This window comes from Bradyrhizobium sp. CIR18 (genome assembly GCF_014198295.1).
In the GTDB taxonomy this organism is placed as follows: domain Bacteria; phylum Pseudomonadota; class Alphaproteobacteria; order Rhizobiales; family Xanthobacteraceae; genus Bradyrhizobium.
Window position 1 is genome coordinate 1594303 of record NZ_JACIHF010000001.1, and the last position, 22023, is coordinate 1616325.

The window sequence follows — 22023 nt, forward strand, 5'->3', positions numbered from 1 at the left end:
CGGCTATGAACGGCGCGTTCCTTTGCTCAGTCCCTTGAACGAGCTGGCCCGCAGGAGTCCTTCGGAGGTAATGTCGCGGTACTCGATGTCGGCATAGAACTTGGGTTCGACCCAGGTGGCCTTCGGTTTTCTGATGGTCTTGGTCAACTTCTGCTTGGGGCTGACGACGGTATCGAGCGCCTTGCGGATCTGCGCCGAGGTGGTCCGGCTCCACCCTGTGCCGACCTTACCCATATAAACGAGATCACTGCCTTCCTTCTTGCCCAGATAGAGCGCGGCGACGCCGGATGGGTCCTTGATGAAGCCGACCACGGGAAACTTCCCTTTCTGGACGACTTTGATCTTCTGCCAGGCTTCGACCCGCTCCGATCGGTATGGCGCATCCACGCGCTTTGAGATGATGCCCTCATAGTTCAACTTGCTGGCGGCGACGAACAGAGCCTGCCCGTCCCCTTCATGGTGTTCACTAAAAAAGATGGGCTCCTCGAGCCTGTGCTCCTCGATCAGTTCTTTGAGCAGCCTCTTCCGCTCGAGCTGCGGCTCCTTGCGCAAATCCTTGCCGTCGAGCCACAGCAGATCGAACGCGAAGAAGATCAGGCGGTCCTGGTCGCCTCTGCCGAGGTCTGCCTGCAGCTCGGAAAAGTTGGTGCGGCCGTCATGGATGACGACGACTTCGCCGTCGACGATGGCCTGCCCCTCGATATCGAAGGCGGCAGCAATCTTCGAAAACTTGCTGACCCAATTGTAGCCGTTGCGGGTGTAGGCCCGGCGATCGTCGCCATCGATTCGGAGCTGGATGCGGTACCCGTCGTATTTGATTTCGTGAATCCATCTTGATCCCGAAGGTGCCTTCACCTTCAGGCTCGCGAGTTGGGGGCTGATGAACCCCGGCATCTGAGGAGCTTCTGGCTTCTCGGCCGGAGGCGCCGCTCTTGTACGCTTTGCCACGCTACGCCACTCACAAAAAACCGCCGCCGGGTTGGGGCCGGCGGCGGGCAGTTTACCTACCTTACTCAACGAGTCTCGCAACTTCGAAGGCAGCGAGGAGTTCCCAGACCTCGCACCTCGCAAGCTTTCGAGCAGCGCCGAAAAAGCCAATCCTGCCGCATCGAACTCCGGTCCATGGCGGGCGTTTACCTATCATGTCAGACGCATTCGATTACTTTCGGGCCTACGCCGTTCGCGCTCTCTGCAAAGCGAGATCTATGCCGCAGGGCCGGCTGAAGCATCTGCAGCTAGTGGCCGGTCGGATATACAATCCCCTCAAGAAGGAGGCCGCTTACGGTTCCAATATCCAGCACCTGGACGACTTCCGCGCCGCCCAGAAGCTCGAGGGTTCGTTCGATCGCCGGTCAAGCGGCCGCTCTGGCGTTCGCTCTACTCCAACGGCGACGCAAAGCGCGGACCGGGAGGTTCGCTGAATGCCAGTGCTCGACGCTCGCGGTGTGGCAAGTCTCCTGCGAGAGTACGCGCAGCGCACCGCCTTGCGAGGCGGCAACCCCTACCGGGCGAAAGCCTACTCTCGGGCCGCCGACAGCTTAGCGGCCCTCCCCGTTGCTCTGGACGTGCTCATCGCCGAAGATCAGCTCACAGAAATCCCGGGCGTCGGGGATGCGATCGCCGACATCATCACCAAGCTTCACAAGACGGGCAGTCATCCCAGTCTCGAAAAGCTGCGGAAGGAGATTCCCGAGGGCGTGCTCGAGATGCTCGCGGTACCCGGTTTGCGGCCGGAGAAGGTGCTGCGGCTCTATCAGGATCTCGGCATCACCTCGCTCGCGGAATTGGAGGCCGCCGCCAAGGACGACCGCATCAAGAAGGCGAAAGGACTCGGTGCCGCGCTGCAGACCAAGATCCTGCAGAACCTGGCGATGGCCAAAAGCGGAGAAGGCCGCCTCCACCTGCACCGCGCCGCCACCCTGCTCGCGCACGCGAAGGAATCCATCCGGAAGTCCCGGCCAGAACTGAAGCGCGTGACGATTGCCGGCGATTTCCGTCGAGGCTGCGAACTCGTCGCCGACCTCACAATCGTTGCGGAGGCTGCCAAGTCGGACGAGACAGCGATGCCATCGTCCGAAGGACTGCAAGTCCGGGTGTCCGACCGCAAACATTTCGGCGCCGCCCTTCTCTTCGCCACCGGCTCCGCCGCTCACATCGAGCAGCTCCAAGCCTTGGCCGCCGAGAAGGGCATGCGGTTGGACGCTCACGGCCTGCACAAGGGCCGCGCACTGATTGCCAGCGAGGAGGCTGACATCTACCAGGCTCTCGGGCTGCCCTTCATCGATCCCGAGCTAAGGGAAGGCCGCGGCGAGGTCGAGCTGGCCTTGAAGGGCAAGTTGCCGAAGCTTGTGACCGACAAGGACTTGCGCGGAATCCTGCACTGCCACACCGATGCTTCCGATGGGACAGAGACCCTAGAGACCATGGCGAAGGCGACCCGTCAGCGCGGCTTCGAGTATTTTGGGGTCGCCGACCATTCCAAGTCCGCCCATTACGCCGGCGGTCTCTCCCTCGAAGAGATCGTGCAGCAGCACCGGGAAGCCGACCGCCTGAACAAGCGCTTCGGTAAGGACTTTCGGATACTCAAGGGAATTGAGTCGGACATTCTGGCTAACGGGTCGCTCGACTACGATGAAAAGGTGCTTGAAGGTTTCGACTTCGTCGTCGCCAGCATTCACGGCCGTTTCAAGCTGGACCGCAAGGCGCAGACGCAGCGCCTGCTTCGGGCCATTTCCGATCCTCACACGACCATGATCGGCCACATGACTGGGCGGCAGCTCCAGCGGCGGCCGGGCTACGAAATCGACGTCGAGAAGGTACTTCGGGCCTGTGCGAAGCACGACGTCGTCGTTGAGATCAACGCACATCCATGGCGCCTCGACCTGGACTGGCGTTGGCACCAGGCGGCCCTCGAATTCGGCTGCATGCTGAGCATCAATCCGGACGCGCACTCGATTGCCGAGCTCGACCACATGCACTGGGGCGTCGAGATGGCCCGCAAGGGTGGAGTCCCCGCCGACCGTATCCTGAATGCGATGACGCTTCCTGAGATCACGCGCTACCTCCGCCAGAAGCGGCGCTCGCTCGCCCGCGCTGCCTGATGTCGCACGCGCTCGACCTTTCGCTTAAAGGAAGGGTTATTTCGGTGGCTGCCGATCGCGGGCACCACTTCAGCAAGCCGCCACGGGATCAGATCGTTCTGGTGGAAGGCCATGGTGTCGAAGGTGACGCCCACGCCGGTCCGTTTGTCAGGCACCGATACCTCGCCCGTCGTCGGCCCCGGCTTCCCAATTTGCGGCAGGTCCACCTGATCGCATCGGAGCGATTTGCGCACCTCCGGGAAGCTGGCTTCGCAGTTGCAGCGGGAGACCTCGGTGAGAACATCACCACGGCTGGACTGGACCTCGAACTGATGCCGCTCGCGACGCTGATCGAGCTTGGGCCCACGGCGATCATCGAGTTGACCGGCCTCCGGACGCCCTGTGTCCTGATCGACCGTTTCCGAGCCGGCCTGAAAAGGCACCTGCTGTCGGCGGCGGAAACGAGGCCTCCATTCAAATGCGGGGTGCTGGGAGTGGTTCGGGCCGGTGGAGCGGTAGCGGCCGGCGACACCGCGCGGGTGCGCCTTCCGACCACCTCGTTTCAGCCCTTGCCGGGGCTGTAAGAGCCCGTGCACAACTCGGCCGATCGATGGCCGAATGGAAAAGGGCTCGGTAGATCGGGCTGGCATGGCCGCAAACAAGGTAACGGCGGTACGCTTGGGGCTGGGGAGGCAATCGACGGTCCGGGACTATCAAGCCGCCCAGCTTCGCTGGCGGCTTTTTCTTTGGCTCGCCCCTCCCCTCAAGAGGCATTCGCCCTCGCTCGTTCACGGGCCTCACGGCGACGCTCCCGGCGCTCGCGGCGACGCTTGGCACGATCGGCGGGCTGCCGCAGAGGAGGAACGTCCGTCGCGACCTCCATTGCAGCTGTAGTCTCCTCGACCACCGACGCCTGGCTCGGCTCGGGTGCAGCAGGGCGGGCTTCCATGAACTCAAGCGCCGCCCGTCCTTTGGACGTGATCTTCCAACCGCCGCTGGTGCGTTCGACCAGCCCTTGTGACCAGATGTCAAGATCCGGAACCCGCGCCGCGAGGCGTCTGGTCCGATCCGCCCAATCGCGTCCGCTGGTCGCCAGGATAGCCATGTCCCTCTTGAGGTCCTCCATCACGGCAAACCCATCCGGATATGCCACCAGGATCTTGAGGACTGTCACCTGGAAGTTCACGCCCGCTCCTCCCGATCAGGGCCACATCGTGGGCGCGTGCGAGAGGGCATCGCGACCGACCTGCTTGAGAGCCTCCGGAGAAATCTCGCCCCCGGTAGCAGCCTCCAGGATCTTCGAGGCGACGTGGGTACGAGCGCCGATCTCGCGCTTCGAGACGCTTTCGCAGACTTCATCGAGGACCGCGCGCAAAAGCGCGGTGGTTGCCGGGTCCAACATGAGGTGCCCCCAAGAGGGAAAGTCCCATCCTAACCGGTGTTGCCGGCTTGTGGATTCAGGAATGTTAAGCTTCGCTGCAAGTACAGCTTCGAATTGGCGAGCAGAATTGTCACAACGGCCGCTCAGAGCGCGGGCAGCGCACCCGGTGACGTTGCACCCGGAGCTTTAGCACCTGGGCTCGGCCATCTTCTTTAAGTGTCGCCGGAACTCACGATACATTCCACTCGTTCCTCCCCATCTCTCGTCCCGCCGCCCGGCCATGGCTCGAAAATCAACACTGCCTCTTCGCCTGCAGCCGATGCTGGCCACCCTGACCGATTCACCGTTCGACGATCCCAATTGGGTCTTCGAGGATAAATTCGATGGTTTTCGCATGGTCGCGGAAATCCGGGGCGGTCGAGTCTCCCTCTACAGCCGCAACGGGAAAATCATCAGCCACTCCTATGTGGAGGTCGCGAAAGCACTTGAAGGCGTGAAGGCGGACGCTGTCATCGATGGCGAGCTGGTTGCGATCGGAAAGGACGGCGTATCCCATTTCCAGTTGCTTCAAAACGCCCTGCGCCACGAAGCTAAGCTTTTGTACTGCGTTTTCGATCTCATGTTCGTAGACGGCGAGGATCTGCGTGCGCTGCCGCTCATCGAGCGCAAGAAGCGGCTAAAGGCCATCTTGCCGCGCCACAAGCTGATCGCTTTCAGCAGCCACCGCAAAGGTAAAGGAACGAAGTTCTTCGCAGAAGCCGAGCTGAGACATCTCGAAGGCATCATGGCCAAGCGTGCCGATAGCCCGTACGCGTCCGGACGCCGGACCGCCGACTGGCTGAAGGTGAAGACCGCGCAGCGGCAGGAGGTTGTGATAGCCGGCTTCACGGCGCCGAGGAGAACCCGGCCCTTCTTCGGCGCTCTCGTGCTAGCGGTACGCGAAGACGATGCATGGCGGTACATAGGCCACGTCGGCACCGGCTTCAGCCACCAGGCTCTGGAAGAGCTTCACGGCAAGCTCGTGAGGCTCAAGACGGCCAAGTCGCCCTTTCCTGCCAAGGTGAAGGACGAGCAGGTCACGACCTGGGTGCGTCCCACGTTGGTCGCAGAAGTGAAGTTCGCGGAGTGGACCAGCAAGGGCGAGCTGCGCCAGCCGGTCTATCTCGGGCTGCGGACCGACAAAAACGCGAAGGACGTCGTACGCGAAAAGAACTTGTCGCGAAAATAATGCCGCCGAGACGATACGTACTAGCGGTTCAGCTGGCGTCGCGCTCGGATGCCGAAGGCCATGGCGGCAGGGGCGGCAACCCGAGTGCCTTGCGTACCGGTCCGAACGACCGCCGGTGAGCTGCGCACGCGCCAAGCCTGGCGAGCGCATCATAATGAGCCGGCACCGGATAGCCCTTGTGATCCGCGAAGCCATAGCCGGGGTGACGCACGTCGAGCGTCCGCATAACTGCGTCGCGCTTCACTTTCGCAAGAATGGAGGCGGCGGCGATGCTGGCGGACTTGGCGTCGCCTTTGATGATCGCCTGCTGAGGGATGTCGATTTCCTTCAACCGCTTCGCATCGATCAGCAAGTGTTGCGGCGTCAACCCTAGTCCCCGGACCGCACGCTGCATAGCCTGGATGCCTGCCCAATAGATGTTGATCGCGTCGATCTCTTCGACCTCGACGAACGCCACACACCAACCGACTGCCTTTTCCTTGATCTCCTTCGCGAGTTCTTCGCGAGCCGCAGCATCAAGTTTTTTCGAGTCGTCGATTCCGACAATTCGCGTGCCGGGTTTCAGAATCACGGCGCCCGCGGAGACGGGCCCGGCGAGAGGGCTCATGCCGGCCTCGTCGACGCCTGCCACGGCATAATGGCCACTTTCCCAAAGAGAGGTCTCGAAGCGGAGCATCTTGCGGAGGCGCTGCCCTTCGGACCTATTTTCATAACGCCGTTTATCTATTGCAGCCAGGATGGCACGCGCTCCCGTGCGGGTGTCGGCCCGCAAGATCTGCTCCACGTTGGCCTCGAGCGGTCTTTTCTCGACGACATAGCGCTGACGCAATACATCGAGCGAATACTGGGACATAACGGCCTTCGCAAAGACTGACTGTGGGGAGCGTGTCGGTGATCTTTGTGGCTACTGCCTGAAGTTGAGCCATTCTGACATTGCTTTAGTCGCACCACGCCGCCGGGTTTATGGGTAAACGGCCCAGTCCGCCGGTGCGGCCGCTGATGAATACGATGGGTCATTAGGCCGACTTTCGCTGCGGCCGAGCCGCCGGCTTCTTGGCCGCTGCCTCCTTCGGCTTCTTGCCTTCGATTGGCATTAGCATTTCCGTCTGCCCGGCGGAGGCCTTCTTCGGTTTCTTGGCCGGCTTGGGCCCCTTCGCCGGCGCGGCGTCCTTGCCAACGGATCGACGGAGCGCTTCCATGAGATCGACGACGTTCGTCGCCGCCGGCCTGGACTTCGGCGTAATCGGCTTGCCGGCGCGCTTCTGGTTGATGAGATCGATCAGCGCGGTCTCGTAGTGATCCTCGAATTTCTCAGGCTCGAACCGCCCGGCCTTCTGGTTCACGATGTGCTTGGCGAGATCGAGCATGTCCTTGGTGACCTTCACGTCCTGGATCTCGTCGAAATACTCGGCCTCGCTACGGACCTCGTACGGATAGCGCAGCAGCGTGCCGACCAGACCTTTGTCCATAGGCTCGAGCGCGACGATGTGCTCGCGGTTGGTCAGCACCACCCGGCCGATGGCCACCTTGTTCATCTCGCGAATGGTCTCACGGATGACCGCGAAGGCGTCATGCCCGACCTTGCCGTCAGGCCGAATGTAGTAGGGGCGGATCAGGTAACGCGGGTCGATATCGGACCTGTCGACGAACTCGTCGATCTCAATGGTGCGTGTGGATTCCAGCGCGATCTCCTCCAGCTCCTCTTTCGTGACCTCGATGAACTGATCTTTCTCGAGCTGGTAGCCCTTGACGATGTCCTCGTTCGGCACCTCGTCGCCGGTGTCCGCATCGACCTTCAGGTACTTGATGCGATGGCCGGTCTGCCGGTTGAGCTGATTGAAGGAAATCTTCTCGCTCTCCGAGGTGGCGGGATAGAGAGCGACCGGGCAGGTCACCAGAGAAAATCGCAGAAAGCCTTTCCAATTGGCGCGCGGTGCCATGTACGCTGAACTCCGGTCTTTGGGTACTTGACTCAAGACGAATGGGGGCACCGGGTTCCGACACCCAGGAAGCCCACCGTATGATTTCTACGGGAGGGGGTATCGACTCTTTCGTTCCTGTTATGTTCTAATCAGGGTATGTCCGACCGACCCGCGAGCTGGCGCATGCCTAACCCGAAACAGATCGAAAAGATGGCCGCTACGGCTCGCCCGCATCAGGTGCGGACCTCAGGATTAGCTCCTGACGCCGATTTGCCGCCGGAATACTGGCGGGCTGTTCTGGAGGACGCTCGCGCCGAAACGGGGCCGGCTCCCTCCGCCGGAGCGCTGCGGCTAAACCAAATTCCTCACCATGTGTTGCGGGTGGGATGCCGCCGATGCAGCAGGCTGGTCGAGATCCAGAAGGTAGACGCCACCCGGCTGTACGGCGCAGACGCGGTCTGGAAGGAGGTCGGTAAGCGATTGTTGGACAATACCTGTACACATCGTACGGGGCGATACGAAGAGGATGGTTGTTGGCCAACGTTCGACTAGGCACGGCGAATGGCCCCGAAGCACCATCCAACGCCCCTATCCGGGAGCTACCGAAAGGCACTCGGAAAGGAACTCAGCAAGGCCCGCGCGATGACCGCGATCCTCGCGTCGCAGTCGGCTGAAACCCGCGCCAAAGGCGAGGCACTCATCCGTCAGGCGGACAAGCTGCTTTGCGAGTCGTGGAACGAAAAGATGTGGGCCGATGGAGGACCGATCGATCCGTCCCCCACGATCGACCAAGCCGTGAACGGCGGATACTACTGGCTCGAGATTGAGTGCTCGCGCTGCAAGACGAAGCGGGACGTCGACTTGGCTGCGCTGAGTCATCCCCCAACAACGTTGGTCCAGGACCTCGCGAGCCGGCTTCGTTGCAGCAAGTGTGCTAAGGCCGGCCGACGGCCCGCTGCCACCCTCCTGCAACTGACAGCCCGTCCTCGCCAGGCGCCTCCGGGGACCTGAACGTGTGCAACCTCTACTCGATGACGAAGAACGTGGACGCGATCCGCCGCTTGTTTGACGCGCTCAACAGCAGCGTCGGCAACTTGCCAAGCATGCCAGGCATTTTCCCGGACTACCCGGCCCCGATCGTCCGCAACGTGCGCGGCGGGCGTGAAGTCGCAATGGCGCGCTGGGGTATGCCGTCTTCCTCGGAAGCGCTAATGAAAGCAGCGAAAAAGCGAGCCGAGAAGCTCCAGGCTAAGGGCAAGACGGTCGACTTCAAGGAATTGCTGCGGATGGAGCCGGACGGCGGCACGACCAACATCCGCAATACCAGCAGCAAACATTGGAAGCGATGGCTCGGGCCGGACAATCGCTGCCTGGTTCCGCTGACTTCGTTTTCCGAGTACGACACCCTGGACGGGAAGAAGGTGCCGGTGTGGTTCGCGCTTGACGAGTCTCGGCCCCTCTCCGCTTTCGCGGGCATCTGGACAAATTGGACATCCGTGCGGACGGTTAAGGAAGGCCCAGTGACCGCCGATGTATTCGGTTTCCTGACCTGCGAGCCTAACGCGGAGGTGAAACGCGTCCACCTAAAGGCAATGCCGGTGATTCTGAGGACCGCCGAAGAATACGACACCTGGCTGCGGGCGCCCTGGGATGAGGCCAAAGCGCTGCAACGGGCTCTTCCCGATGGCATGCTAAAGATCGTCGCCACTGGCGAGAAGGAAGATCCAGCGACCACAGCATAGGTTCTGCACAGGCCTGCGGAACACGTGGACAAGCTCAGACTCCGCAAAATGGAATCCCTGCCCCGTGCTAACCGCGCGGAACGAGCAACGGGCGAGAGGATTCGTCCCGGCAGGAGCGATCTTCATGCTGAAGACGAGAGAAAGACGGCCGGGAATCCGAACCTTGCGTGGTTGGGCGATCGCCGTACTGCAAGACGCAGGTGCCGTCCGTGAATGCGAGGAGCATGGTTGGATGAAAGATCGTGCCGATCCTCACGCCCGCGACAGAGCGCTGGAAATCGCGAGACAAAATCCGCCGGCCGGACTGTCTGCTGGTCAAGCCGAGGCCGAGATTCGGGAAGTGCTGGAATCGATCGGCGACACTTGTCCGGAGTGCCGGCCCTGAGAACGGCATCACCATTGCGGCGAGCTCTCCGGTGAAACTCATCGTCACGCGACTTGAGAGTTATGGTGCGCTCGGAGGGCGGTCGCGTTTGCTGTAATATCAATGACTTAGTGCGGCACTTGAAAGCAAAAGGTACATTTCAAGCGCAAGAGTGTCTTTGAAGAGTTGGCGCTTTGGAATAGCCCCCTCCGGCTTGTCTGGCCTCGACTGCGCGACTTCCCGACCTCTTCGTTCTGCTAATGCGTCACGGCAAGGATGCCAGAACTAGAACACTTGACGAACATTCAACCCAACGATATCGTTGGGTCATGCTTCCCGATGCCGACTCATCGACCGGCTACCTTCCCCCTGGGGTGCACGACGCACCTTGGAGCGAGGTTGCGCCGCGTTTCGGCTGCAATGGCCACCGCACCCGCCTCGTCGGAGGCCTGCTGGCGGCGTTGCAAAATCTCGCGGGGGCAGGCTGTCGGTCGGTCCTGCTCGACGGAAGCTTCATTTCACAGAAGGACTTGCCGGAGGACTATGACGGAGCCTGGGATATACGAGGAGTCGATCCCTATCGTCTGGACCCCGTGCTGCTCGATTTCACAAATGGTCGAGCAGCCATGAAATCCAAATATCTAGGCGAGCTCTTTCCGGCATCGTCCCTCGCCGCCCCCGGCGTGCTCTACCGCGACTTCTTCATGAAGGACCGTAACGGCGTGCCCAAAGGCGTCGTCAACATCGACCTTGGGAGCCTGCCATGATCACCAACGAACGGCAGTACAAAATCACACGGAGCGAGGCCGACCGTTTTCGCAAGGCCATCAGCGAGATGACCAAAGGCCCGTTGCGAGCGGACGTGCATCCGCGCCTGCTTCAGGCCGAACGCGAGGCTATGGAGAGCCAGCTCGCTGACCTGCAGGCTGAGCTTGCCGAATATGATCGCCTGAAGTCCGCCGACCTGTCGGTAATCTCGATCAACTCGTTCGACGAACTTGCCGACGGTCTTATCCGGGCACGAATCGCGAGCGGACTCAGCCAGAAGGGTCTCGCCGACCGGCTTGGGCTCAAGGAACAGCAAATCCAGCGTTACGAGGCCGAGCGCTACGCATCTGCCAGCTATCAGCGCCTGCGGGAGATCGCCAATGCGCTGGGTGTGCGCATTACGAACGACATTCTCCTGCCTGTAGCTCCCAACAGCTTCGGCGGGCTCATCAGCAAGTTGCGTCAGGTCGGACTTGATCGCGAGTTTCTGTTGACGCGGCTGTTGCCGTCGGTCGACGCGGCGCGTGCCAGCGGCGAGGTTGCTAGCGAGGACGACGACTATACCTTGACCGCTAGAGCAGGCACGGTCCTGGAGCGCGTTTTCGGCTGGACTCGCGATAATGTTTTCGGTCCGCAGGCGCTGGTCGCGCCGCGCTTCGCTGCGGCCGAAGCACGGTTCAAGATGCCCGCAAATCGCGCGCAGGCAACAACCAGCCTTTATGCTGCTTACGCGAACTATCTCGTCGTCGTCGCGCTGAAGGGGGCGCGATCACTCCCCAAGGCCGAAATCCCAACTGATCCGGCGGTCATGCATCGGCGCATTCAGGAGACCTACAAGACCGTCGATCTTAAAAGCGCGCTTCATACCGCTTGGGATCTTGGTGTCGTTGTTCTACCGCTTCGCGATCGCGGTACTTTTCATGGCGCCTGCTGGCGCTATGGCGGCCGCAACGCGGTTGTACTGAAACAAACGTCTAAGCACGAAACGCGATGGCTATTCGATCTGCTGCACGAGCTCTTTCATGCCGGCCAGCGCCCGGAAGCCGACACACTAGAGGTGATCGAGGCGGACGAGACTTCCGCCGAACGGCGCAACTCGAACGAGGAGATCGCCGCCAGCCAATTCGCCGGCGAAGTTGTACTTGACGGCAAGGCCGAGACCTTGGCGCAGGCATGTGTCCAAGCTGCGCGTAATTCGGTGGAGCGATTGAAGAGCGTCGTCCCAACGATTGCGGCGAAGAATCGGGTGAGCGTTGGTGCGTTGGCCAACTACCTCGCCTTCCGTCTCTCCTGGCAGGGCGTAAACTGGTGGGGCACGGCGGCCAACTTGCAGGTGGATAACAGCGATCCCTGGACGATTGCGCGCGACGTCTTCGTCGAGCGCTTCCCCTATGACATCGACAACGAGCTCGATCGACAGCTGCTCGATCGGGCGCTGCATTGAGGTCTTCCATGCCTGAATTTCAGAAACCCGCGCCGCTCGACATCAAGTGCACGTCGACCGATTGCGATAACGACCTGCACTGCTTCAAGCAGCTGAAGAAGATGACGCCTGATCAGCGCGGCAAATGTCGATCGTGCGGGGCAGATCTGGTCGACTGGAAGCGTCTGCACCGCCGTAACAAGGGCGATGCCGCGCACACCTTTGAAGCACTTCAGCATGAGCTGATACGTCATCACTTTTTCCACCGTCCCGTTGACGAACAAGCAATGCGCCACGCCCAACGAAAGGGACGCATCGCGCTGAAGGGCGCCGCCCGCGACCGCCTTGGAAAATATCTGGCGGTCGCCGAGCCGCCTCGCGACGGTCGCCAGACCCCCCTCGAAGGCAATGCGATCTATTACGCGCAGCACGCGACTGCGACATGCTGCCGGACATGCCTTCAGTATTGGCATAACATCCCGAAAGGCCGCCCTCTGACGGCCGAGGAATTCGATTATTGCACCAGCCTTGTTGACCTCTTCCTCGATGAGAAGCTGCCCGATCTAGCGGACGAGCCGATGAAGGTGCCGCCCCGCCCCCGTGGCTTGCCGCCCGAACCGGAGGGACCACATCCGTGACAAGCGCGGCCAAGCCCATCGATACCAATCGATTCGCCGCGCGACTCCGCGGACGGGCGATCGACGTCGAAGGCGGCCGCGTCTTGATCTCTCGCCTGGCCGGCTCAGGCCAGGAGGCCGACCTCACACTTCCGGCCAATTGCAACGGATACGGCCGGGTTCGCCATTTCCGATTGGCGACGGCCAAGGGCTGGCCAACAAATCCGCTACCGCTTGCGCCAGCCTGCCGCGCGCTAGGCATTGCGCCGGTTCCGGACATGATGACCGCGCTGGTGTTTCAGAACGCTGCCTGTGCATGGCGCTGTTGGTACTGTTTCGTTCCGGAGGAGTTACTCAAAGCCGATCCCAGGCGCTCAGCGTGGTTCACGGCAGCGGAATTGGTCGACCTATATCGTCAAATCCCGGACGGCCCTCGGATCATCGACCTCTCGGGAGGATCGCCGGACCTGGTGCCCGAATGGACGCCTTGGATGATGCGAGCGCTGACCGACGCGGGCCTCGCCGAAACGACCTATCTCTGGACGGACGACAACCTCAGCACCACCTATCTCTTCGACGCTCTGCTGCCTGACGACCTCGCGCTTCTGCGTCGCTACCGCAACTATGGTCGCGTTTGCTGCATCAAAGGCTTCGACGGCCGCTCGTTCGCTTTCAACACCCGCGCCGCGCCTCAGGATTACGACCGCCAATTCAAGGTGCTTCAGCGGGTGCTGGAGCTGGGGCTAGACGTCTACGGATATGTGACGTTGACGTCTCCACACGATGATGGCGTCGCTCGCGGCGTGGCGGACTTGATCGACCGGTTGCAGGCAGTTGATCCAAACTATCCGCTCCGCGTAGTTCCCTTGCGGATCCAGGTGTTCACACCGGTTGAACAGCGTCTCGCCCGTGACGATGCTTGTGAGAGAAGCCTCGTCGTCCAGGAGGAAGCTATAGCGGCCTGGATCAGCGAGCTTGAGCGCCGCTTTCCTCCAGACCTGCGTGCGTTGCCGATCTGTGACGTGCCACTTCTTAGGAGGCCGGCATGATCACTTCGCACTGCTCCTTGTCGCAGGCCGAATTCGCAGCACGGGTCGATAACGTTACCAAGGCGGCGATCACGGATGGCGCGATTGCTTTGCGGCGCTCCTGCGGGGGCTACCCGGTGTTTACCCGACCGAGGCCTTGGCGTCGGTCGATCGGCTGGTAGGCGACAAAGCAATTGATCCTGCCGTTGCGGCCTCAATCCGCCGAGAAGCGGCCGTCACCGCTACAGCGGTGGCCGAGGGGCGATCCCTGTTACCGCTTCCGCACCCATGGGACTACGAATGGCGGTTCACACCTGACGCTGCACGTTCGCTGCTCAATCGCGCGGCCGACTTGACGCCGGTTGAAGGCGACCTGCTCCTGTTCGGAACGCCGGGCCTTGCCGTCGAGGCGTTGACCTTGCCTATCGGCCGGCGCCTAGCCTTCCTCGCCGAGAGCAACGACATCACTGATCGTGTCCTCGCACTCAATCGCGCTACTGGATCTCCGCTTTCCATAGCGTTCTGCAGCGGCGGTCTACCCCGCGAGAGCGCCGACGCGGTCCTTCTCGATCCACCCTGGTATTTTGATTTCGTGCGTCCCATGCTCTCGGCCGCTGCGCACGCGTGCCGCCCCGGAGGCGTCGTGCTGATCAGCCTGGCACCCAACCGTGCGCGGCCGAGTGCAGAGGCCGATAGGCATATCATCATAAGGTTCGCCCGACGGCTTGGACTCGCTGTGATAGACCATTCGCCTCTGGCTATCGGCTATGAAACGCCTTTCTTCGAGCGTAACGCCCTGGCTGCCGCCGGCATCTACCCGCCGCCGCAGTGGCGCCGCGGCGACCTAGTCGTGTTTAGAAAGACGTGCGCACCGACAAGGCCGCCGCCAGCGTCCTCGGTTCGGCGCCGCGAATGGAACGAAGTTGGCATCGGCCGCATACGACTATTCATAAGGAGAGCTCACGAGGCGATCTCTGACGAGGCAAGTCTGACAGCACTGGTTGACGGCGATATCTTACCAACCGTAAGCCGCCGCGATCCACGCCGTCGACTGGCCAACGTCTGGACTTCCGGGAATCGCATCTTTCACACAGGCAATCCACAGCTTGTGCTTGAGGCGGCAATATCGTGCGCTGGCGAAACGATAGGATCTGGTGTTCAACCTCGTCTCTGGAGCACTATTCGCGAGCGTGAGACGCTAGAGCGAGTCGCTGCCGAGCTGCGGGCCCTCGCAGCGATCGAGGCACAAGAAGAGGGCAAAGTGCCGACAGTTGCGGCGGAACGGAGTGTGGCTTGGAGGTGGAGCTCAACGAACTACTGGAGCAGGTCGACGGCCACCATTTCTGGCTGACCTATCTCTCAGACGCAGCCCGGCCGACGAGCCGCGTCGGCATCCACCTAGCAATCTTTGCCGAGCCGTTCCTTTCCCTGGTCCTATCCGGCGAGAAGACAATCGAGTCCCGTTTCAGTCGCAATCGGTGCGCGCCTTACGGCGAGATCTACGATGGCGACATTATTCTCCTTAAGGAGGTGGCCGGGCCGATTTGCGGCCTCGCGCTCGCGCGTCGTATCTGGTCCTATGACCTCGGCCACGAGCCGCTCGACCATATCCGAAATCGCTTTGGCGCCGGCATCCGGGCTGACGATGAATTTTGGACTTCTCGTGCCGATGCTCTTTATGCAACCTTGATTGAACTCGAAGCACCCACTTCAATCGCGCCGGTAAACTGTGATAAGCGTGACCGGCGAGGCTGGGTGTCCCTGCGATCCCGTCAGATGACCTTTAATTTCGCATGAGTTTATTGCTCTGTTTCTCAGGCCAAATCGGCAGCGGCAAGTCCTCTGTCAGTAAGGCAGTTGCCGCAGCGCTGGGCTGTAGAAGAACGGGGTTTGGCGATTACCTGCGAAGCGAGATTGCTCGACTTGGTGGCGATCCAAACGACCGCAAAGCACTGCAAGATCTTGGTCAAAAGCGGGTCGAGGACGATTCAGCGGCATTCTGCCGCGACGTGCTTGCGGCCGGCGGCTTTCAGGCCGGCGAAGACTTTGTGATCGATGGCATCCGGCATGTCGCGATATTTGAGAGACTCGCAGCGGTGGGCAACCCATCCGACGTGCGCCTGTTGTATCTCGTCGCTTCCGAGACCACACGCAATGTCCGAGTTCAATCCAGGGATGATGCCCAAGACTTTGTACGCGCGTCCACTCATCATGTCGAAACCGAGTTGCAGGATGCGCTGCCGCAACGTGCTGACGCCGTGATCGACGCTAACCAACCATTCGATCGGGTTGTGGCTGACTGCCTCGACTTGGTCCGCGGCTGGCAGTAGTGCTTTGTGATACGTCATTGTCGCCCGAACTCGGTATCCCAGACTGGGGCTGCGTGAACGAGACGACGCACATGCGCAAGCCGGCGACCGCCGTTTTGTACGCGGACTATGCTCTGCGCCGAAGAGGTTAAGCGGCTTGGCGGCGCAATGGGAGGCAAGAAGATGGACAAGACGCTCGAGAAGAAAGTTGACGGCAAGGCCGATGTCTATCTTCACAATCACCTTGCCAATTCGGCTTACTGGTTCAAACGGCAGATCGAAAAGAAAATCGAGGACGGTCAGCGAGAGGGTATCGCCTTTGACTACCTTGCTTGCGCCGTATCGATCGCCTTCACAAACGAAGCGCACATCAACTTCTTCGGCATGAAGTGCGTGAAGGGGTTTGTCGAGCGCGAGCCGATTGAGAGCAAGGTTGCTACGGTCTTTACCGCGTTCAAGCTACCGATTATCTGGGAGACACGGCCGCTAAGCTCTTTCCGAGCAATGAAGAACCTGCGGGACACCCTCGCCCACGGAAAGCCGGCAGAGATTTGCTACAATAAGGTCGTGAGCGCTACGCCCGACCAGGAGGACATCATCAACAACCTCAAAGCAAACTGGCAGAAAGCCCTGACCCACCAGACAATTATGGACGCCTACAAGGACATGGACGACGTCTTCAAACTCCTGCTGGAGAAGTCAGGATTGAGCTTGTTCGACACCATTGAGCAGACCAATTACACGATCAGCCTCATCGAGAAGAAGTAGGCCAACCTAACCAATGGGTATCGAGCTCGCTCACTCGACGCAGAGACGCGATTTATGATCGAACATTTGTATCGTTTTCGACCGTTGTATTGGCTGCTCGAAAAGGGAGAACTCCAGAATCAGGAAATCTACTTTGCGAAGCCAGAACAGCTCAACGACCCGATGGAAGGGTTTCGGGACATCTTCTGGAAAGGCGATGCGATCGTCTGGAGGAGCTTTTTTCGGCATTATATCCTTTGCCTCGACAACGCTTTCGGTCAGCTCTTGCTCTGCAGCGAACAGCAACCGCTTGGGTGGGAGCATATTCCCATCTTTAATCACGGGAACATCAACGACGGCGTGCCGCATAAGGCGTTGGAAGAGGAAGTCGTTGGAGCGTTTTTCGCGGAGCCTTGCGTTGCAGCCTTCATCGATGCGCTTGCCGCACGCGTCCATCCGGTTCGCCGCGACGAGCTTACAGCTCATCTTCGCAGCGTTCACATGCTCGCTCTTCATCTGATACGGGAATCCTATAGCCGCAAGGGCCTTCAGCCCGAGATCCCGGACTCCGCTGCTCTTGTCACGAAGTTCAGGCAAGCGATCTCCCTCACGACGCAATCCATCGTCAAGTTCCAGGAAGTGGAGAAGCAGCACCCAGTTACGGAGCATCAAATCGATGCGTTCTACATCGCACGCCGGAATCTGGTCTCCCAACTGACTTCATCCACTACTACAACAGGACCATCGACTTTGAGCAATCCAATCGAAACTTTGTCTTTCTGACCTTCCCCGATGAATTCGCGCAGCGGGCTGAAACACTCATCTATCCGGAATGGTACACAGCCTGCTTCATGCGCGATTGCCGTAACTCGTCCGTTTGGGGCAACTATGCCATCCATCACACCGCCGTCTGTTTGAAGTTTCGCGTCTCAGAGTTTGGTGGCAAGCCCGTTCTGCCCCTGCGGCAGCCTTACGCCATCAATGCTGAAGGCATCTTGTATGATTTCCGGCCGCTGGAGCTTCGGGAGATCACCTACGAAAGCCAGCATCTTCCCGTCGATTTCTTCCGCTCGCTCGGCCGCTTTCCCATTCCCGTCCTAAGGCGGCATTGGTACTCCGACGCTGCGGGAAATCGAAGTCCCTGCGGGGACGATATCTTCCGTGCGGACGAGGAATGGCTCGCGCGCTATTGGGATTCCTTCTATCACGCGATCATACGCAAACTGAAGGATTGGCAATACGAGGAGGAGTACCGGCTCGTCATCGATAACCAGCATTGGGACTTTCGTGAAGTGCCGGCACGCAAGCTGGCCTATCGGTTCGACGACCTCGAAGCGATAATCTTCGGGATGAAAACTCCGATGAAGGAAAAGCTCGAAATCTGCAAGATTATCGAGGAGAAGTGTCGCAAGGAGGGTCGAAAGGACTTTAGGTTTTATCAGGCTTATTACGCACGCTCGACCGGCACCATTGAGCATGCCGAATTGACGTCATTGAAATTCACGGAGTGATACATCGGTCTCTTGCAGAAGCCATCATTCAAAACGTCCACTCCCACGGCCTTCCCTCAATTCGGAGCGGCGCCATTTCTCAACATCTTCGGCCAGCGCGTCCCGCGTCTCGCGGAAAACCGCCAACAGCGCAGAATCGGAACCGATTTCTAACTTATCCAACAGATGAAGCCGCGCCTCGAACGCCGACGCAATGGAACCCTCGATACTCATCGGCCAGAGATGATGCGCAATCCCACGAAAGACCGAGACCGGTTCCGGTGCTTTCTCCAACAGCGCCTTGACCAGCGGCCGCCACTCCTTGGGGGTCTTGTCGGCACCGCTCTCGAATAAAGGAGCTATCGCAGCGGCGAACGGATAGCGGGCAACGGGATCGACCTCGCACCACGCCAGCAGCGTATCGTCCGCGACGGAATTGATCGGATTCTGCCGCTGCTGCGTAATCTCATCAATGATCTCGATGCTCGCCTTTCGATCGTCATCGCCGCCCTCCACCAACACATCGAGCATGGCATCCGGCTGAACCACGAAAAGAGCCTGCACAAGTTCATCATGCTCCCACGAATAGAGTTCGGAGGCGTGAAGGGCTGCCTTCAGATCGCGCCAAATCTTCTGCGCAACAGGAGCCCCCTCCATTCCGACCAGACATCTTCGCGCAATGTCTCCGAGCCGGTGATCGTCGTTCTCTGCCTGGTGCGATCGGGGCACGAATATATGTTGCGCGAGCAAGGTGCGCCCCGCCTCGGCCATCTCCGGTAAGAGCGGCTTGCCCGCGTGGGTGTTCGAATGTAGGCGCATGTAAAGAATATCGAGCGCGACGCGGCTACCCCCGGGCTTCACACGAATCGCGGAGATTAAGTCGCGGAACTCCGGCCCTGGAATAAGGGCGCAAACGTCGCCACCGGACAGACTACCAAAGCGATCGATCGGTGCACGGCCAAGATCAAGCGCTTTCCGCAGGCGCGCAACACCGGCTTCGTTGATCGGAAAACTCGCCTGAAGCTCCGGCAACCATTCGGCAAGCACTTCGCCTTCCAGCGCCCCGTCAAGCAACGCTTCAACCAAGTCCGCGTCCCGTTCGCGCAGGCCTCTGAGAAAACCGTGCAGCACATGGATATTCGGGCGGTCGGTGGACCTCACCTGAGCAACGAGGGCTTGCCATGTGGCCCGCGCATCTTCCGCTCCCAGCGCTAGCCCGCGTCCGAATTCGCCTAGCCTTCCTCCACCCCCAATCAGCTCAGGCAATAGGGTCGCAAATGCGCCGGCATCGACAACAAGATCCCGGCCGAGATTCTCGACGGATGCTTGAGCCCGGGCCAGGGCCTTCGAAGCATCCTCCTCAAGCCCCTCGGTATCTCCGGAGCCCGTATCGGTGTAGTCAAGGCTACGCCCGTCGCCCGTTCTTAAAACGATCCCGCGCACGCGGTTGACCAAATCCTTAGGGCGCAGGAACTCTTCCAGCGCCTCAAGCCGTCGCAATGATTCCGGCTCTAACCGCTCGCCATCATATTGCCGCGCCTGACGTACGGCGATCCAGCTATCCCGCCAGAAGCCGCCAGCGGCGAGTGCCTGCGCAAGCCGCTCCAGCACGTCCAGCCGCCCACCATCCCGCCACAAGCCACGAAATTGCCGGGCGAACACCCGGCGCACGCGCTCGCTCACCGGCAGATTGCCGAGCGCAAACCGCTCGGTGATCTTCAGGACCTCTTCAAACCAATCGCCAACTTCCCGGCCGTTCTTGGGGTGATAGCCGTAGTCGCGCGAACGGGTACCGAACTCGAAGCCCGAAAACGGCCTGAAATTGTCCGTTTCCAGCATCGCTTCTAACGCCTGAAGCCCAAGATGCTGATCGAGGGCATCGTCGGACGTGAGGAACCCATCCAGCACATTCAGCCGCATAGCCAGAGGAGCGCGGGTCCCCGAGAACACGATGTAGAAGAGGGAAGCGAACGCCCTTTGCGCCTCCCCATCGATACGTCTGGCCTGCCGCACCTCGCCAAACTTGCGCAGCAGCTTGATAGCGCGCTCGAATAGGTTCGCATCGTAAGCCAGCGATCGTATGAGCCGGATGAAACGCCCTCCCCGCAGCAGCGTGTCCTCACCTGCGCGTGCGAAAACTTTCTCAAGCGCAGAAAGTGTCGCCTCGGGCAGGACGGGCGCAACATTCTCAAATATCGCTTGCCCGGTCTCATTGAGTGGCAACACATCGGAGAGCATCCCCCCGGGCGCCAGCCACTCCCCGACGATCGCTTGCGCTTCCTTGCTACCGGCAAGGTAGCCAAGGCGGCGAGAGAACGAACTCAGTAGCCGCGATGATGGCCCGTTCACGACGGTGGTTTCGATCACGGCATAGGGGATGTTTTGCAGCGCCCGTGCGGCCAGGCGGTTGGCAATGGCGTGGGGAAGAACTGCGCGCCATTCGCGGCGTTGCTGCAAAAGATCGCGCCGCTTTAACTCGGCCGCCGCCGTGTACACTTCCTGCGCCGATCTTCCGATCAACCCGCCAAGCACCGGCAACTCGGCATTCTCCCCCGTCAACGCCTCCCCTTGGAAGGAATAGACCAGGGAACAAGCTTCGGCGATTTGCAGCAGGCCGGCATCTTGCCCCTGGCGCTGCTGGAAGAGGCGCGTGAACAATTCGGTATGGGAGAGATTGGCGACCGTCTCGCTCTTCTTGACGGTGCCAGCTAGCGCAAGCGCGATCCGCGCGTTGCCGCCTGAGAACTCGGCAATCGTCCGCGCATCGACCTGCGAGACCTCAGAAAATCGCGCCCTAACCAACTTCTCGATCAGCAGGAGCGAAGACGTTTCCAGCGAAAAGACATCCGTGCCTTCCGGCGCCTCGTCCTGGATATCGTACTCGATGGAAATTACACTGATGGCGGCGCCCGATGCTTGCGCGATCTGAGCCACTTGCTTGTGTGTCTCCGGTGGGCAGTTGTCGATGACGAGGATCGCGCGCGTCTCGCTTGCAACAAGATCGGATGCCATTCCCTTTGGCGGCGGATCAAGCTCATCCGCCGCATCGGCGTAAACGGCGAGCGAGGGATCGAGCGCGTTGGCCCCGATCGCAGGATCGAATAGCGCTTCGACGAGGCGGGTCTTGCCGACGCCCGAGAGGCCCACCAGCCGCACAACTTGGCCAGGTTTGCGAAGCTTCTCCCGGATGCGATCGATCCCCTCGACCGCCGACAGGCCTTCGCCATCATCCTTGCGCCCCGTCTTGATGCGGGCCGCCTCGTCCAGAAGATAAGTCTTGTCCGCGCCGGCGGGCACATGTGACCAGGAGCCAAAAGCCTGCCATCCCGGAACGGATTTTCCGATCCGGGAGCGGACCCACAAGATGATCCCCGCGTGTTCGCGGACCCAGGTAGCGATGCGGCTTCGGTCATAGAAATCGAGATGGAGATTACCTGCATTGGCCACGCCGCTCACGGCTTCCGCCATGGCCGCGCGCCGTTTGGTCAGAGCCGAATCCGCAGTCGATCCGGTCGAGCTGACGATGATGTAGGCACCGGAGGCCGCCGCCAGCTCTTCGATCACTGGCCTCACGACGCCCTTTGGCTTCATCTCCTTCGGGATTTCCGCGGGCGGCATATCCGGCTTCTTCACCTGAAATCCGGTCGCCGCACATGGGATAAAGCCCTCGATCACCGTCCCGGCCGCAAGAGATACACGCACATCGAGCCCGCCATCCTTCGCGTTCTGGTCACCCCCATAGGTCACGCCGGACAGAGGCAGGTTTGCACGCCGCAGCACGGCCTCGCAAAGAAGGCCGATCAGGGTCCGCAAATCCTCGTCATTCAGGGCCGCGATATCGTCGCGTGTGATTTCAAACATGGGTTGACGTTAAGAAAAGCACCACCGGGCGTCAAATAGCATGCGGAATGTCAAGGAGAGGTC

Annotated in this window: 21 protein-coding genes; 15 read left to right on the forward strand and 6 right to left on the reverse strand. The window is 60.6% G+C overall.

Annotated elements, in window-relative coordinates:
* Positions 1 to 3: 3 nt before the first annotated feature.
* Positions 4 to 894, reverse strand: a complete 891-nt coding sequence (ligD, locus tag GGD65_RS07850) for a non-homologous end-joining DNA ligase (RefSeq protein ID WP_210316857.1) — start codon at positions 892 to 894, stop codon at positions 4 to 6.
* A gap of 527 nt (positions 895 to 1421) precedes the next feature.
* Here ligD (GGD65_RS07850) and GGD65_RS07855 point away from each other — a divergent pair.
* Entirely contained in the window at positions 1422 to 3101 is a 1680-nt protein-coding gene (locus tag GGD65_RS07855; RefSeq protein WP_183234819.1) for a DNA polymerase/3'-5' exonuclease PolX, read from the forward strand.
* On the forward strand, positions 3101 to 3664 hold the full coding sequence (locus GGD65_RS07860) for an MOSC domain-containing protein (protein WP_183234820.1): 564 nt from the start codon (positions 3101 to 3103) through the stop codon (positions 3662 to 3664). Before GGD65_RS07855 ends, GGD65_RS07860 begins: the two co-directional genes overlap by 1 nt.
* 179 nt (positions 3665 to 3843) lie before the next feature.
* Here the strand turns inward: GGD65_RS07860 and GGD65_RS07865 are convergent, their stop codons facing one another.
* Positions 3844 to 4266, reverse strand: a complete 423-nt coding sequence (locus GGD65_RS07865) for a hypothetical protein (RefSeq protein WP_007594570.1) — start codon at positions 4264 to 4266, stop codon at positions 3844 to 3846.
* 15 nt (positions 4267 to 4281) lie between these two features.
* Positions 4282 to 4482, reverse strand: coding sequence for a hypothetical protein (locus GGD65_RS07870; RefSeq protein WP_183234821.1), 201 nt, complete (start codon positions 4480 to 4482; stop codon positions 4282 to 4284).
* A gap of 259 nt (positions 4483 to 4741) precedes the next feature.
* On the opposite strand from GGD65_RS07870, the gene ligD (GGD65_RS07875) reads away from it, so the two are divergent.
* On the forward strand, positions 4742 to 5689 hold the full coding sequence (gene ligD / locus GGD65_RS07875) for a non-homologous end-joining DNA ligase (RefSeq protein ID WP_183234822.1): 948 nt from the start codon (positions 4742 to 4744) through the stop codon (positions 5687 to 5689).
* A gap of 28 nt (positions 5690 to 5717) precedes the next feature.
* On the opposite strand, the gene GGD65_RS07880 is transcribed toward ligD (GGD65_RS07875), so the two are convergent.
* Positions 5718 to 6542 (reverse strand): ribonuclease HII, encoded by an 825-nt coding sequence (locus tag GGD65_RS07880; RefSeq protein ID WP_183234823.1) that lies wholly within the window; start codon positions 6540 to 6542, stop codon positions 5718 to 5720.
* A 163-nt stretch (positions 6543 to 6705) separates the two neighbouring features.
* Complete coding sequence (locus GGD65_RS07885; protein ID WP_183234824.1) at positions 6706 to 7629, reverse strand: Ku protein; 924 nt, start codon at positions 7627 to 7629, stop codon at positions 6706 to 6708.
* A gap of 543 nt (positions 7630 to 8172) precedes the next feature.
* On the opposite strand from GGD65_RS07885, the gene GGD65_RS07890 reads away from it, so the two are divergent.
* The 12 genes from GGD65_RS07890 (at position 8173) to GGD65_RS07945 (ending at position 18120) form a co-directional block, all read left to right on the forward strand.
* The gene (locus tag GGD65_RS07890) at positions 8173 to 8622 is read left to right on the forward strand and encodes a hypothetical protein (RefSeq protein WP_183234825.1); all 450 of its coding nucleotides are present in this window, start codon (positions 8173 to 8175) and stop codon (positions 8620 to 8622) included.
* 2 nt (positions 8623 to 8624) lie between these two features.
* The gene (locus GGD65_RS07895) at positions 8625 to 9353 is read left to right on the forward strand and encodes an SOS response-associated peptidase (protein WP_183234826.1); all 729 of its coding nucleotides are present in this window, start codon (positions 8625 to 8627) and stop codon (positions 9351 to 9353) included.
* A 124-nt stretch (positions 9354 to 9477) separates the two neighbouring features.
* Positions 9478 to 9738 carry a hypothetical protein gene (locus GGD65_RS07900; protein ID WP_183234827.1) on the forward strand — a complete coding sequence of 87 codons (261 nt, stop codon included), beginning with the start codon at positions 9478 to 9480 and terminating at the stop codon, positions 9736 to 9738.
* A 308-nt stretch (positions 9739 to 10046) separates the two neighbouring features.
* Positions 10047 to 10484, forward strand: coding sequence for a DUF6932 family protein (locus GGD65_RS07905; protein WP_183234828.1), 438 nt, complete (start codon positions 10047 to 10049; stop codon positions 10482 to 10484).
* Entirely contained in the window at positions 10481 to 11929 is a 1449-nt protein-coding gene (locus GGD65_RS07910) for an XRE family transcriptional regulator (RefSeq protein WP_246783211.1), read from the forward strand. Before GGD65_RS07905 ends, GGD65_RS07910 begins: the two co-directional genes overlap by 4 nt.
* Before the next feature lie 8 nt (positions 11930 to 11937).
* Positions 11938 to 12546, forward strand: a complete 609-nt coding sequence (locus GGD65_RS07915) for a DUF4186 family protein (RefSeq protein WP_183234829.1) — start codon at positions 11938 to 11940, stop codon at positions 12544 to 12546.
* A complete protein-coding gene (locus tag GGD65_RS07920) occupies positions 12543 to 13574 on the forward strand; it encodes a radical SAM protein (protein WP_183234830.1) in 1032 nt (343 codons plus the stop codon). Before GGD65_RS07915 ends, GGD65_RS07920 begins: the two co-directional genes overlap by 4 nt.
* Positions 13575 to 14846: 1272 nt before the next feature.
* Positions 14847 to 15350, forward strand: a complete 504-nt coding sequence (locus tag GGD65_RS07925) for an ASCH domain-containing protein (RefSeq protein ID WP_183234831.1) — start codon at positions 14847 to 14849, stop codon at positions 15348 to 15350.
* Positions 15347 to 15883, forward strand: coding sequence for an AAA family ATPase (locus tag GGD65_RS07930; RefSeq protein ID WP_183234832.1), 537 nt, complete (start codon positions 15347 to 15349; stop codon positions 15881 to 15883). Before GGD65_RS07925 ends, GGD65_RS07930 begins: the two co-directional genes overlap by 4 nt.
* A 162-nt stretch (positions 15884 to 16045) precedes the next feature.
* Entirely contained in the window at positions 16046 to 16630 is a 585-nt protein-coding gene (locus GGD65_RS07935) for a hypothetical protein (RefSeq protein ID WP_183234833.1), read from the forward strand.
* A 54-nt stretch (positions 16631 to 16684) separates the two neighbouring features.
* Positions 16685 to 17392 (forward strand): hypothetical protein, encoded by a 708-nt coding sequence (locus tag GGD65_RS07940; protein ID WP_183234834.1) that lies wholly within the window; start codon positions 16685 to 16687, stop codon positions 17390 to 17392.
* A gap of 68 nt (positions 17393 to 17460) precedes the next feature.
* Positions 17461 to 18120, forward strand: coding sequence for a DUF2971 domain-containing protein (locus GGD65_RS07945; protein WP_183234835.1), 660 nt, complete (start codon positions 17461 to 17463; stop codon positions 18118 to 18120).
* A 24-nt stretch (positions 18121 to 18144) separates the two neighbouring features.
* Here the strand turns inward: GGD65_RS07945 and GGD65_RS07950 are convergent, their stop codons facing one another.
* Positions 18145 to 21960: a hypothetical protein gene (locus tag GGD65_RS07950; protein WP_183234836.1), complete on the reverse strand. Its 3816-nt coding sequence runs from the start codon at positions 21958 to 21960 to the stop codon at positions 18145 to 18147.
* Positions 21961 to 22023: the final 63 nt, after the last annotated feature.